This window comes from Janthinobacterium sp. UMAB-60, assembly GCF_900095235.1.
In the GTDB taxonomy this organism is placed as follows: domain Bacteria; phylum Pseudomonadota; class Gammaproteobacteria; order Burkholderiales; family Burkholderiaceae_D; genus Janthinobacterium.
This window is the reverse complement of sequence record NZ_LT607492.1, coordinates 221,879-235,063: the sequence shown is the minus strand read 5'-3', so window position 1 is coordinate 235,063 and position 13,185 is coordinate 221,879. Positions and strand designations below refer to the sequence as shown.

Sequence of the window (13,185 nt, the reverse complement as noted above, 5' to 3'; positions counted from 1 at the left end):
TCAGGAAAGCGGCGCTAACTAAACGATTGGCTGTGTCCGGTTATACGGGGGCAAGATCACATCCTTGCGGGCAGCCTCGGCGAGAGATTGCAATTTTGCGATTTGTTCAACATACTCTGCATACGACGTCATAGTGTCTCCAAAGGGATAAATGATTCAGATGGTTGAATATACGCGAAATCTAACATAAGCGTAGGGAAAACGGTAGGCTCGGAACGAATTCCTCACCGTTGATTACTGGAGGAGTAGTCTATTCAGTTGGCACAAGATTGCTTGTGCTGATGAGAGTAGTTTTTGTCGTTTGCTTTCAAGATTGTCAGCAATCGGCTGCGGAGCTGACCTTCGTTGTCTTATTCCTTTCTAGTCTTGACAATGAGGGGGAAATGACCTAATTGAACAGCTGCAATCAATGCGAATGCATCAATGTATTAGTGAATTTTAACGTTTAAAAGGAGCAGTCTCGGTGCAATCGGAAATACTAGAATTGATATTTTCGGGAGAAAGTCAATCTCTCGAACTCAAGACATCTATACGTGACCCATCCATTCTCGCCAAATTGATTGGCTCCTTTGCTAACTCTCAAGGTGGCAAGATTATTATTGGTGTGACGGAACCGCTAGAGATTGTTGGAATAGATGAGTTGCTTACGCGTCGGGTCTACGAAGCTGCCTGCCGGCGTCTTACCCCAGAGCCAAAAACAAAGCTGTCAATCATTGAGGCCGATGGTAAGCGCGTTGCAGTTATTGATGTAGAGCGTTCAAAGGAAATCGTGCTTTCAGAAGGTAGTGCCTATGTAAGGCAGGGAACCTTAACTCAGCCAATGGCCTGGAAACAGATGCGGCAGCATCTTCCGCCTCAGCCAGACGCTTCTACAATTGAATCTCTTACCAAAGCAATAGAACGACAATCAAAGCTCATTGAGGAAATGCATGAGCAAAACAGAAAATCGAACAGTTGGCAGGCACGCTGTAAGCAGCAAGGCATAGGTTTTTTTCTTGGTGTTGCGGCATCAGTTATCGCATCTATTGTTTACGCGCTTCTAACCGTTAATTTTAGAGGCTACCTCGATAGCATTTGAAATTTTTTCATAAATATTGATTCTTGTTCTTTTAAGCTATCTGCTACGGGATGATTGCTGCCCGTCAGGATTGGAATTAAGTATACTATTATGATTAGCGCGGACATGGTCGGTAGGATTTATTCGCATGAGCCAGCCGGTCCGAGATTAATTGGAATTGCTTTGGGAGAGTGGGCTGCTAATTTTTATTAAACTGGTGTCGCAGTTCGAATTTTAAGGCATCGAATATTCTACGATAGTAAATATTTTTTCATGAGCTGGAATTTAACGTTAGGCCAAAAATATCATGCACCTGCAACAAGTTGATGTAACAGGGTGTCGCCTTGTAGGTGCCATTACAAAAGAACTAGGGATGGGTGGCCCAAAACATCATGCAGTTGTGCTGGGAAAAGGCAACTTCGATGGTGAAGTTTACATTGCGGAATTGATGAACAATGGTTGCCAAGTTTCAACCTACCAAGACTTCCATAACCGATATGCAGCTAATGGACAAATACGCCTTGAAGCGAACGATGGACCGAACAGCAACATACAGGTTGCACAACGCGCAATTGCGGAGTTACGGCAAGGTGGGGCAGCTTACGACCTAGTGGTCAATAATTGCGAAAGTTTCGTAAATCGTGCGATGCATGGCAAGTCCAACAGTTCACAAATAATTAACACCGCATTGGGTATGGTCGCCTTGGTTGGTTTGTACTATGTATTAAAAAATTCTAGGTGAAAATACTCCGCCTCTCAAGCTATATCCATCACGCTTCAGGTCGTCTTCAGCGAGAAACGTACTGCATTGAAACGTAGAAATTATGGCAATAAAAAAACAAAAAAATATCTTCTATTATTCAAACAATGACACCCAAGTTGGCTCAAGAATAGCTCGCGAGCTCACTTCTAATTTATTTATTTCGTTTTCGAATAACCTTGCTTCGGAAAAATCACTTGATTTTATTGGGAGGACCCGCCTGCCGAATGAGCGGGAACTTTATGGAATGTTTATTAAGGCTCTGGCCGAGAGTGACCTAAAAAATGAATTGGGATATGTGGCAACAGAATTTCAAGTTAACAGAATTGATGATGCCAAAGGACGGGTTGATATATTTTTTAGTTATAGGAAAACAAGCTTTTTACTTGAACTAAAGGTTGCGCGAATAGGACTGCCGAAATTTAGCGATGAAGAACAATCAGAAGAGGAGAGAAAAGATGAATCTCCTGTCTCTCGGATTGTAAATCCTTGGCTGAAGGGAGTAATTCCTCAGCTAAAGTGCTTGAACGTCGAGGCGCTAAAGAATTGCTTGCATGAGAAAGTCATAAAGATGCCCATGGTAGTCTATCTTTATGTGGATTGGAGAAAATTAGATATACGTGATGGTTGGCAGAAATCAGCGGACCGAGCCCATGATTGCATAATTGCCAACTTGAAATCTTGTGCTCCAGACTTCGAGTATTTCACAGTCTTTGACAAGCCGATACGCACCAGAAAGAGACGAACTAGTATTTTTGATTCCAAACACGATGCAACTTTATATGGTTTTTCACTGGTGGCTAGTGCGATGGGGGAGTCAGAATAAAATGGTTCAGGGATTGGCGTCACTGACTTATCGTTGATTTTTTGAGAAATTAATCTATGCAATTTACTCTTCCCGAGAACTGGCCCTTGCCCGACGAATACATGCTTGAGATAGGTCGACTTTCTGTTAATTTTAGCACCATGGAAACTGGTGTGAATTTGGCAATTGGAAAACTAATGGGTTATGAAGGCGTGCATGACTGGCGAGCAGCTGTGGTCGTAGCGCATTTGAATTTTAAGCAGCGGGTGGACATGCTCGAGACGTTATGCCATGAATTGCATGATGAGTTCCCACAATTGGCGGGTTATGTGAAGGTTTTGAGCGACATCAAGAAGGCGCAGATTGGCCGCAATCGATTCTTGCATCAATCACTGATGTTTGATGAAGTTACGGGAAAAGTGAGTGCAATTTCTATGAGTGCTCGAGGTCAAATGAAACCTCGGATTGATGCGGTTTCTTTGAAGGATATTCAACGTGTATCTGCGGAGACTCACCTTGCTACCTTGAGTTTGCACCATCTTCTCACAGGGCAAAAATATCCGCCGATTTGGGAGAAGAAGATGCAGTAGGATGCGTAATCGAAAGAGAAAAGCTGAGGCCTCGCCAGTGTATGGCTAGAAGATGTGTTTCGCGAGTTGATTCATCGCGGAAATCTCAATGCGCGCGGACATGGCAGGTAGAATGCGGGTGTCATTGCCATCGCTTGCGGCCAATTAGTCGATGGCGTAGATGCGCACGACCGCGTAACCTGCGCCCCTTTTTGCCGGCAACTGGAACACACTCGGCGCCTCAGGCATGAACTTGGGGCTGTCGTCCTCAATCAAGCCCAGTCCGTCTGGATTCCTCGTACTTGGTACCACGAGACAGTCCAGCAGGGGTTTTAGGCCGCCATACGCGTTGTCCCAGTCCAGGCTGCCTGCACAGTACCGCTCTATCTCCAACGCACTTCTGCCAATTGACAGTGCGGGCATCTTGCCCCCAATTGCCGCTAGTACACTGGCGCGCCAGGCGTTACGCAGCTTTTTGTAGGCATGGAAATGCATGCCTTTGATTGCATTGTTGGAGGGTGTGGCTGCAGGCAAGTGGAGTTCGTAGATGAGTTCGCGTGGGGGCATTGAGATGACCGGTGGGGGAGGGGTATCTCATATAGCGACACTTAAGAAAAGCGTTTCTTGCCTCCCGACACTTCTAAATCCCCTTATGTGCCACCGACGTTAAATCTTGAGACGCTAGAGCCTTATTGCAGTTGTCGTATGCGCGTGTTGTCGATTGGCGGCATAAAAGCCTAGACGCCTTACGCTAGTCAAAATCGATAAGCTTCAAGCGTAGTCCATCACCATTTCTGCCTTTGGGGCCATCTACATCGTTTGTCTCTAGGAGCATTGCGGAGATTTCATGGAAAAAATCGATGTCTCGGATACTACGGCCGACTAATTTTTGAACCAGCTTCCATTGCTCCACTTCCATGCTTATGTGTAAGCCAACCGACGAAGCATTCCAGGTACAGAATTTCGAGCGCTGGCGGCTTTGTTGATTAGCGAAACATCCCAGCAGCGCGGCTAAGCGACGAAAATATTCTGCAGTCAAGGCTGCCGTGCCCTCAACACGTATGGGAAAAGCATTTGGGTTTGGTGGGTCCCAAAGCTGCCCGCCTATTATGTTTGCCGGTAGCCCTCCATCAAAGCACGCCACAGACACAGCGGATTGCCACGCACCTGGAACTGTTTCAAGCTGCCTGAATGCGCCGTTAAGTTTAGCAAGGTGACCAACGTAAACCTGCGGATTAAAATTTGTATTTGTCCCTTTCGCCTCGATGAGGCCGAAACCAGGGCCACCTGGCTGTAGGCAAAGATAGTCCGGTGACTGACCAGCTGCTAATGCAGGAAGGGCAGGGTTTAATTGAGGGAGAAGGGGGCCGTACAAGCTGCGGTGGAATAATCGAGGCACGTTCCAAACACATTTGGCCAACCTCTGCGCCACCGTTTGCCCTATTAAATAGCTAATGACCCTTCGTTCGGAGCTTTCTACAAAATTGTATTCCGGGACAAGCACCGGTCCTGGAGTAGCTCCGCCAGGCCAATCGTATATGGCTCTGAGCAAACGAGCCCTTGATGCTGCGAATTGTCGAACACGTCGAGTCATGACGAGATTTCCTCCCGTCAAAAGCGCTACGTCGCCTAATCGCCCGTAACCCACTGTCATTGCATCCCAAAGAATCGAGGCGGCCGGAACTTGCACCTCAACGTATTCCCCGCCAACCATTGCCGATGGGACGGCAAGTGGCAACATTCCTATGGGCATACTGGTGAAGGGTCCACCCGGAGGCGGCGCCATCGCCACGAATACTGCTGGCGGAACTATAAATCCGGGGGGCTTTACGCACTGTGCATTTAAGACATGAAAAAGCATTCGGTGTCCTTCGGTGGAGACGCTCTCCAATGGCGTTTCTAAGTAGAGTGCTGGTTTGTTGCTACACAATCGCGGGCTGAAACGCCACATCGAAAAGATGTCACCCAGAATAACATCTTAACGAACTGACAAAGTCACGAAATATCACATCGACAATATGCTGGAATCTTGGATTGACTAACCATGCGACATCTATCTCTGTGCGGGGTCGCGCCATAGCAGCGACCGTCATAAAAAAGTTTCGTTTTGTCCGAATTCGATACTTCTTATCGATTCCTGCCTAAGGGATTCACGCCTAGAATCAATTCATCGAAACCCATCACATTCCCCACCATGAAAACGAAACTTTTACCGGCTTCATTTTTCGCTCTTACGTTAGGCCACGCTGAGGCAGGAAAGGCTTGGTGCTTCGCCAATAACCTGTGGGCGTTGTCGCCACTCGTAGGCGAGCTGCTCCAAGCGCTGGCCCTCCTGCCCTTTGTAGTGTTCACTGCGCTCTACGTGCAGAAGTGGTTGGTACATCAGGCCGCAGCTTCTGCCGAAACCCGTGACTCCGTCCAGTCCGCCTCCCTCGCTTTGATTCCGGAGTCGGTTAGGTGGAGTTCTTAGAGGACTTCGCGTTGATGCATAGAGATGACCGTTGGTAGAGGTATCTCGTATAGCGCTGAGTGAGCGAAGGAGATGCTTCAAGAATGCGGATTTGGGTGGTACAACATGGTGTGACAAAATAGGCTGTATATGTTATCCTAAGTCATTGAAAGATAAGGGAAATGTGTTTCGTGAGTTCGAATCTCACCGCTTCCGCCAGAAAAATGAAATAAGCCCTTGATTATCAAGGGCTTATTTTTTTTGTGCCGTCGCCTGAAAAATCCCTGATGTAAAACTTCATTTTCAACTTAGCGCTAAGTTGCGGAAATGGTTTCCGCAACTCGCCGCTAGCGGGTAGGGCGGACAGCCTGTCCAATGCGCCGATAGACCTTTTCTGTGATGACTTTTTCACTATGCCCCAGCAGGGAGCTGGCGGCGCCCAGGTCGCTTCCTCTTCCTTGCCGGTGTTGGCGAAGCACACCACCACGTCAGCCGGCAGCGTGCCGCCGTAGGCTTGAAGCGTCATCCACAGCATCATGCCGCTGGTACGGCCGCCGCTGAACGAAATGACGCCCGGGCCGTCGAACAGGAATGGGCTGTTCATGCGGGCACCATGCAGCGCCGCGCCAGGGAGACCATCCGCCAGATGACCCAGCGCTACAACGTCGAATACATCGGCATCGATACCACGGGCATGGGCATCGGCGTGCTGCCCATCGTGCGGGGCTTCTTCCCGGCCGTCACGGCCCTGAATTACTCGCCCGAAGTCAAAACGCGCATGGTGCTAAAAGCCAAAAACATCATCAGCAAAGCGCGCCTGGAGTTTGACGCCGGTTGGACCGACATCGCGCAGTCCTTCATGGCCATCCACAAAACCCTCACCCCAAGCGGGCGGCACGTGACCTATGTCGCCGGCCGCAGCGACGAAACCGGCCACGCCGATCTGGCGTGGGCCTGCATGCACGCCCTCGATCACGAACCGTTCGAAGGCACCACCGACAACCACCACTCTTTCATGGAGATTTATTCTTGAGCAAAGCACGACACTTGCGCGCGCGCGGCCAGCAGGCCCAGGGCGCGCCATCAACAGAGGCCACGGCGCCGGCCGCCGCCGGCATCGAGGCGTTTTCCTTTGGCGACCCGACGCCCGTGCTGGAGCACGCCGATATCCTCGATTGCTTCGAATGCTGGAAGAACGGCCACTGGTATGAGCCGCCCGTCAACCTGGCCGGCCTGGCCAAGTCCTTCAATGCCGGCGTGCACCACAGCAGCGCCATCCACTTCAAGGCCAACGTGCTGGCGTCTACCCTGATCCCCAGCAAGTACCTGTCGCGCGACGCCTTCAAGCGCATGGCGCTGGACTTTCTCACTTTCGGCAATGCCTACCTGGAAGACCGGCCCAGCCGCAGCGGCAAGGCGCTGACGTACCAGCACGCCCTGGCCAAGTACATGCGGCGCGGCGTCGATCTGGATACCTATTATTTCGTGAACGGCTACCAGGCCGTGCACCAGTTCGACAAGGGCCGGGTGTTTCACCTGATGGAACCGGACGTGAATCAGGAGCTGTACGGCGTGCCGCAGTACTTGAGCGCGCTGCAATCGGCCTGGCTCAACGAGGCGGCCACCCTGTTCCGCCGCAAGTACTACAAGAACGGCTCGCACGCCGGTTTCGTCTTCTACATGACGGACGCCGCCGCCAACACGCAGGACGTGGACAACCTGCGCCAGGCCATGCGCGACAGCAAGGGGCCGGGCAACTTCCGCAACCTGTTCATGTACGCGCCGAATGGCAAGAAGGACGGCATCCAGATTATGCCGGTGTCGGACGTGGCCGCCAAGGACGAGTTTTTCAACATCAAGAGCGTCACGCGCGACGACCAGCTGGCCGCGCACCGCGTGCCGCCGCAGCTCATGGGCATCCTGCCGAACAATGCTGGCGGCTTCGGCGCCGTCGAGCCGGCCGCGCGCGTCTTCGCGCGTAACGAGCTGGTGCCGCTGCAGGCGCAGTTCATGGCGATCAACGAGTGGGCCGGCGTGGAAGTGGTGCGTTTCGCCCCGTATGACCTGGCCACAGGCGGGGAGGGTGCGGCATGAGCGACCATATCGACAACACGGACAAGATCATCTTTGCCGAGGTGGCGCGCGGCCTGGCCGCGGTGCGCCGCCGGCCGGGCTTGGTGGCGCATGGTTGCTGCCACTACTGCGACGAGCCGCTAGCGCCAGCGCTGCTGTTCTGCGATGTGGATTGCCGCGACGACTACGACAAGGAGCAGGCGGCGATGATCCGCGCCGGCCGCCCAGGATGACAGCCACGCCGCGATAGCCTGCGGGGCCGGGCCGCGACAGCCCAGCCGCGCCAGAGCGCCCCAGCCACCGCACAGGCCGCCCACGAGGCGGCTTTTTCACGTCCCAGCGAATGATGTTGCACCAGCAGCAAGAAAAAGGCCCATTTCGGCCCGGCGCGCGCAGTTGTCCCCCCTCCACACCTGCCCGCTATATAGGGGGCTTTTGACTCAAATGTGCGCCATGGCCGAAGGCGCATGAGGACTGGCGCGGCGGGGGGAAAGGGGGGCATGCGAATTGACGCATTTTGACGCACTTTGAGCGGTTTTTCGTGCGGCTGGTGTGATGGCGTGGGGAGGGCGTTGTTCATGCGCTGGCGCGGCCGTATCGCAGCCGCACGGCCCGTCTTTATTCGGTGCTGGCCTGCGGTGCGGCAACCCGCAGCCCATCCGCGCCACGGTTCAATTCCGTGCTCACTGCATGCAAATCGAACAGGTGGGCGTCGAGCATGACCTCGTCGGTTGTCAGCTCGGGATCGAGCCAGCGGCGCGCAGCGGCGGTTTCAAGTAGGCGTTGGCCAGCTGTTCCACGCGGGCATTGGTGGCGATGGAGACTTTCTTGCCGGGTGCGGGCACCAAAGCGGCGGCCTAGTAAGACAATTCTCATCGTCATCATGCTACAAAAATTATGGCGTTATGTACTTGCCATTTAAACCTACAAAAGAGCCTTTAGGGTGATATTTTCCGTCGAGTCCCTGAAATGAACCTGGAGAGTGATAGTGGCCATCTAAACCTTGAAAATAGCCTTGGGGATAGTATTTTCCATCAAGTCCTTGGAATGAGCCTTTAGCGTGATATTTCCCATCAAGTCCTTGGAATGATCCCTGGGCGTGGTAATTTCCATCAAGACCTTGAAAAGATCCTTGAGGGTGATATTTTCCATCCAAACCGTGGAAATATCCCTTTGGGTAATATTTTCCGTCAATTCCCTGAAACGATCCCTTGGGATGGTAATTCCCATCTAGGCCTTGAAATGATCCCTGTGAATAGTATTTTCCATCAAGCCCTTGAAATGACCCGTGAGGATGATATTTTCCATCTAAACCAAGGAATGAGCCTGCTGGATGGTAATTTCCATCATTGCCTAAAAATTTTCCATTCATTTAATATTTCCAATCATTCTTATTTAATAGTAATGGTAAATTATATACTTGAAATTCACATCGTTATTGGTAATTTATATCTTGAAATTATATTTTTAACGGTGCGGAGGTAATTTAATGTGCTGGATTTTGAAATTATTCCACTCCTTTCATTAAATAAATTTAATTGAGAAGAATTTAAAGATAATTTTCTGAGTGGCTGATCTGGCCCTCGCTTCCACAATTAAATATGTCAGTCTGTTAGCTCTTGTAGGAGTCAAATAAATATTCGCAGTTTGCAAGTAAAGGGGAATCGGTTACTTTGTTAGGGTCTACACCATATTTTTTCGTGACCGCATGGATGCTTTTCCTCATGGCAACAGATGCAAAGGGGGAAATAACCAAACTTTCTACAAGTGTCAACGCATCTATATTTAGCGAATTCGGCATTGGAGATGCAGCAGTGGGATCGCGAGGATCAATGTTTCCTGCTATTAGTAGCCGAATCTCATTTTCATGAGAATACGCAATCCTTTTAACCATTCCGACGAGCTGGCCATCTTCGGTCACGCAATCAGAAGGCTTGAGACTATTGTTTGCAAAGTCTAGATATTTAATGGCACCTAGATGTACTACGTGAGATTGTTTGTTCATCAGAAGTGCTGCTCGCATAGCGCTTACGGTTGTTCGTATTGCAACCCCGCTATGTGAATATAGTCTCCACATCGCCTCAGATTCATGCTGGTTTCTGTGCCAACAGTTAACTGTAACGCACTTGGCAATCTTCTTAAACGCGCTCCCCATATCTCTCTGAAACTGGCCGCCAGTCTCACGAAGCTGCGCAATCTTATCTGATGCCCGGTGCGCCCCGATGTGCTTTTCTAAATCATCGATGGACTTTAGATTTTGTTGTTGGTACTTTAATGATATGGCTGCCATTGCATCCATTGCAACTTTTGGCAGGTATCCTTCAAAGGGGTCAGTATTCTGATAAGTCTCAAGGGGAGAAAAATGAAGTGACTGGGAGTCAAGCATATTAATCAATCCCTCCAGAGGGATGTATCTCCAAAGTACGTCATCATCGGTCATGCTTTTGCCAACTTTGAAGTCTGCCATAGCCGTCCTAGGAAATGTTAATACAACTGCGTGGCGCAATTTTTTGCGTAGTTTTTGAGCGAGGCAGGTTCTTGTTTATAAACAAGATACGCTATTGCATCATCACTGTATCCTAGAGTCATTGCTTGAAGCAAATCGTTTCCGCATCGCCAGTGTTGGGCGGCGCCCGCTGGGGAGGGCAAGCCGCTAGAAAAACGTGGCGTGCGGAATGGGATTTATCCTAAGTTATTGATATAAATGGAAAATTTCGGAGACTTGAAAACTAGCGACGGGTTACACTGTTCGTGAGATTCGAAGAACTGGGCCTACCGGCCCAGCCCGTCCCGAATCCGCCAACCGCTGCGCGGCAACTTCGCGCGCCGAGGGTGCTCGTTCGTGGTTCTAATCAGCTTTCCGACTGAGCTGATTGATAAGAAAATCGTACACCACCTCCATGAATAAAACAGGAGAATCTTTGTAGACCTCGTGCCCTGCATATGGGATGTTCAAGAAGGCAGAACCTTTTATTTGATCTCGTAGGTCAGCGATGCACTTTAACGAACAAAGATGATCTTCGTCGCCACGCACCAGCAACGTTTGTGCCGTGATCTGCTTGATCAGATTGCCAGGGTAAGCGCTGTGTTTGATATTTGTCCAGAGCGATACAACCGATTTGATCAACGCATCAAAGTCTGGTTCTGGATTGTTCTCTCTGTAGTAGGAGACTGCATCGGGAAACTTTGTCTCCCAGAAATCAGCCGTCACGCCACTTAACATGGGAAGGATCGGGGCGTTCGCTTCCATTTGACTTTGAGCCGCCACAGCCACCAGTCCCTTGATCCGCGCAGGGGTTTCAGCGGCCATGCGCAAGGCGGTGATACCACCGTCACTAAAGCCCAGTATGGAAAAACAATCGATGTTCAAGTGCTCCAGAATAGCTTCAACATCTGCTTGATATCGTTGATAGGTCAGGCGGGATTTCCCGAGCGTCGACTTGCCGTGCCCACGAAAATCAACGCCAATCAATCTAAATTCATTTGCAAGTTGACCGACAATACCATTGAAGTCTGTGAGGTTGCCTAAGCCGCCGTGCAGTAACAGCAATGGACTCCTTATCGGATTGCCTATGATTTCAAAGTATATTTCGGCATCATCAACGGATAAGTGCTGGCCTGAAGAGTGAGTAAAAGTAGTCATGGTGAATTTATCCCTGTAACTTTTTGGTTTTTGGTTTTTGATTCGCCGATCATACGTAGGTTGACTATCAGTTTTTGTCAGTATCTGATCGGTATCTGGCCCTCACGCCCGCATGGTGCTTTCTGCTTTAGCTTCTGAAAAATTCCTCCATGTGTACCTTGTCTGTCCAGAAGTACTGTGTAAAAATACAGTGTCAACTTTCAAAAAGGACATCTCATGATCAAAGGTAGTTGCTGCTGTGGCTCAGTAAAGTTTGAATTGGCATCACCCCCGAGCATGATGGGCATGTGTCACTGTTCTCGTTGTCGGAAGGCCGGAGCGAGTGCCTTGGCCTTTGTTGATAAAAATTCATTTACCTTGCTGGAGGGGCGAGAATTTATTCAACGATATGAACCAGAGCCTCCCTTTAAATATGCAAGAACTTTTTGCAAAAATTGCGGAACCTCGTTGGGGGAAGTTGGCTCAGAGAGTGATTCATTTCCAATATCGGTTAACTGTCTGGATGATGACCCTGAGGTAAGAATGCAATTTCATGTTTATGTTGGCTCCAAGCCTGCATGGTATGAAATTTGTGACAATGCAAAACAGTTTCAAGAAAGTCCGGCATAATGAAAAAAGCCAGTCATTTGACTGGCTTTTTTGTCGTACTCTTGATATTCCGAAGAATTTCGATGTTCGTTTGCTGCCTTCGCGCCCTTTGAATCCTCCAGCGGCAACTTCGCGGATAAATCTTATCTGAAAATCATCTATTCTTTAAAATCACACCACTCATGTATTGATTCAAGTCGCGAAAATCCTGAACTTTCCAGGCGTACGGCGATATTTTTACGCCATTTTCTCGCAAAGTTTTTGGAATCAAGTCGCCATTTGGACGAAGTATGACTGATGAAACAATAACGCCCGGATAATCTTTCAGACGTTTTTTGAAGGCGGATGTTGTAAGGTCAGGCGTGGGAGGATTGCTTTTATTTGCCAATGGGCCGGTTCCCCTGATATCTGTTCCATGGCACATGGCACATCGCTGTACATAGAGATTTTTCCCGTTGATATTATCCGCGAAGGATGGTGATGTTTGAATTAGCGATAGCATTCCTAGCGAGGCGATGAATGATATTTTTATTTTCATGTGGTCTTGTTGTATCAATAAAATCTGAGTCGATTATGATATCTGCCGTTGTTCGGTTGCACCAGATTAGTGATTCAGAAGCGAAATTGTGGTGCCAGTGCTAAGGTAGCGCCGCGTGGTTCCGCTGATCTCCTCGGTTGAGCCAGTTTCTACGACGGCCAGCACCTCAGTTCGTGTGCAATGCCATGGAATGACCCCGATGTGCTCATGTATGCGCCATCGGCTCCTTATTGATTGGTACGAACACTTCCCATTTCTTTTGCATCGTGGGTTTTACGGTCTGGCCGCAACTTACAGCAACATTCGGTCCAGACAGGCCATGGCTCTTCGGAACCCATTTCACGCGCAGAGATACCGCGCATTTGGCAACCAGAATCTTCCGGTTTGGCTCCATGGCCTGCCAGTTTGTTCCATTTTTCAGATTTTCAGCTGCAATGAACTGTACAGCGGCATCCCTTATCTCAAACAATCCATGTATGTCACCTCGTGTCCGATCCTCGTCAAGAGTGGTAGCAAACGCCGATGAGGCACCCGCAACAAGAAAGAAGGATCCAGCAAGGGTGGCGTACACGCGTTTATTCAATCGTAACGGTAGCAACATATTTATAATCCTTGTCAAGTTTGCTTTTTATCAGATAAGTTTCAGCGTGCCTGCTTGCGTGAGCTGGCCGCCTCGGTCTTGATGAGCGTTAAATGCGGGCAT

The 13,185-nt window shown here is 49.6% G+C and carries 15 protein-coding genes and 1 pseudogene; 8 read left to right on the top strand and 8 right to left on the bottom strand.

The window, feature by feature from the left end; translation table 11 throughout:
- Positions 1-463: 463 nt before the first annotated feature.
- The 4 genes from K0F86_RS18505 (at position 464) to K0F86_RS18490 (ending at position 3,212) form a co-directional block, all read left to right on the top strand.
- Entirely contained in the window at positions 464-1,078 is a 615-nt protein-coding gene (locus K0F86_RS18505; protein ID WP_219135750.1) for a helix-turn-helix domain-containing protein, read from the top strand.
- Between the two features lie 286 nt (positions 1,079-1,364).
- Positions 1,365-1,799 carry a lecithin retinol acyltransferase family protein gene (locus K0F86_RS18500; RefSeq protein ID WP_219135749.1) on the top strand — a complete coding sequence of 145 codons (435 nt, stop codon included), beginning with the start codon at positions 1,365-1,367 and terminating at the stop codon, positions 1,797-1,799.
- 82 nt (positions 1,800-1,881) lie between these two features.
- A complete protein-coding gene (locus K0F86_RS18495) occupies positions 1,882-2,643 on the top strand; it encodes a hypothetical protein (RefSeq protein WP_219135748.1) in 762 nt (253 codons plus the stop codon).
- A gap of 56 nt (positions 2,644-2,699) precedes the next feature.
- Positions 2,700-3,212, top strand: coding sequence for a hypothetical protein (locus K0F86_RS18490; protein ID WP_219135747.1), 513 nt, complete (start codon positions 2,700-2,702; stop codon positions 3,210-3,212).
- Positions 3,213-3,356: 144 nt separating this feature from the next.
- Here the strand turns inward: K0F86_RS18490 and K0F86_RS18485 are convergent, their stop codons facing one another.
- The 3 genes from K0F86_RS18485 to K0F86_RS27630 form a co-directional block, all read right to left on the bottom strand.
- Positions 3,357-3,758, bottom strand: coding sequence for a hypothetical protein (locus tag K0F86_RS18485; RefSeq protein ID WP_219135746.1), 402 nt, complete (start codon positions 3,756-3,758; stop codon positions 3,357-3,359).
- A gap of 184 nt (positions 3,759-3,942) precedes the next feature.
- Positions 3,943-4,785: a hypothetical protein gene (locus K0F86_RS18480; protein WP_219135745.1), complete on the bottom strand. Its 843-nt coding sequence runs from the start codon at positions 4,783-4,785 to the stop codon at positions 3,943-3,945.
- A gap of 1,099 nt (positions 4,786-5,884) precedes the next feature.
- On the bottom strand, positions 5,885-6,244 hold the full coding sequence (locus K0F86_RS27630; protein ID WP_257572221.1) for a hypothetical protein: 360 nt from the start codon (positions 6,242-6,244) through the stop codon (positions 5,885-5,887).
- A 33-nt stretch (positions 6,245-6,277) separates the two neighbouring features.
- Here K0F86_RS27630 and K0F86_RS18470 point away from each other — a divergent pair.
- The 3 genes and pseudogenes from K0F86_RS18470 to K0F86_RS18460 form a co-directional block, all read left to right on the top strand.
- Positions 6,278-6,673 (top strand): annotated as a pseudogene (locus K0F86_RS18470) (terminase); the annotation flags it as partial.
- On the top strand, positions 6,670-7,734 hold the full coding sequence (locus K0F86_RS18465; RefSeq protein ID WP_374197302.1) for a phage portal protein: 1,065 nt from the start codon (positions 6,670-6,672) through the stop codon (positions 7,732-7,734). The pseudogene K0F86_RS18470 and the gene K0F86_RS18465, both read left to right, overlap by 4 nt.
- On the top strand, positions 7,731-7,946 hold the full coding sequence (locus K0F86_RS18460) for a hypothetical protein (protein ID WP_219135743.1): 216 nt from the start codon (positions 7,731-7,733) through the stop codon (positions 7,944-7,946). The genes K0F86_RS18465 and K0F86_RS18460 overlap by 4 nt, the downstream gene beginning before the upstream one ends.
- Positions 7,947-8,608: 662 nt before the next feature.
- Here the strand turns inward: K0F86_RS18460 and K0F86_RS18455 are convergent.
- From K0F86_RS18455 to K0F86_RS18445, 3 genes are all read right to left on the bottom strand, one after another.
- Positions 8,609-9,085, bottom strand: a complete 477-nt coding sequence (locus K0F86_RS18455; protein WP_219135742.1) for a hypothetical protein — start codon at positions 9,083-9,085, stop codon at positions 8,609-8,611.
- Between the two features lie 240 nt (positions 9,086-9,325).
- A complete protein-coding gene (locus tag K0F86_RS18450) occupies positions 9,326-10,153 on the bottom strand; it encodes a DUF2971 domain-containing protein (RefSeq protein WP_219135741.1) in 828 nt (275 codons plus the stop codon).
- Positions 10,154-10,561: 408 nt separating this feature from the next.
- Positions 10,562-11,356, bottom strand: a complete 795-nt coding sequence (locus tag K0F86_RS18445) for an alpha/beta fold hydrolase (protein WP_219135740.1) — start codon at positions 11,354-11,356, stop codon at positions 10,562-10,564.
- A 216-nt stretch (positions 11,357-11,572) separates the two neighbouring features.
- Here K0F86_RS18445 and K0F86_RS18440 point away from each other — a divergent pair, with 216 nt between their 5' ends.
- On the top strand, positions 11,573-11,965 hold the full coding sequence (locus K0F86_RS18440; RefSeq protein ID WP_219135739.1) for a GFA family protein: 393 nt from the start codon (positions 11,573-11,575) through the stop codon (positions 11,963-11,965).
- Positions 11,966-12,098: 133 nt separating this feature from the next.
- Here the strand turns inward: K0F86_RS18440 and K0F86_RS18435 are convergent, their stop codons facing one another.
- Both K0F86_RS18435 and K0F86_RS18430 read right to left on the bottom strand, forming a co-directional pair.
- Positions 12,099-12,482 carry a cytochrome c gene (locus tag K0F86_RS18435; protein WP_219135738.1) on the bottom strand — a complete coding sequence of 128 codons (384 nt, stop codon included), beginning with the start codon at positions 12,480-12,482 and terminating at the stop codon, positions 12,099-12,101.
- Between the two features lie 205 nt (positions 12,483-12,687).
- Positions 12,688-13,083 (bottom strand): hypothetical protein, encoded by a 396-nt coding sequence (locus K0F86_RS18430; protein WP_219135737.1) that lies wholly within the window; start codon positions 13,081-13,083, stop codon positions 12,688-12,690.
- Between the last annotated feature and the right edge of the window lie 102 nt (positions 13,084-13,185).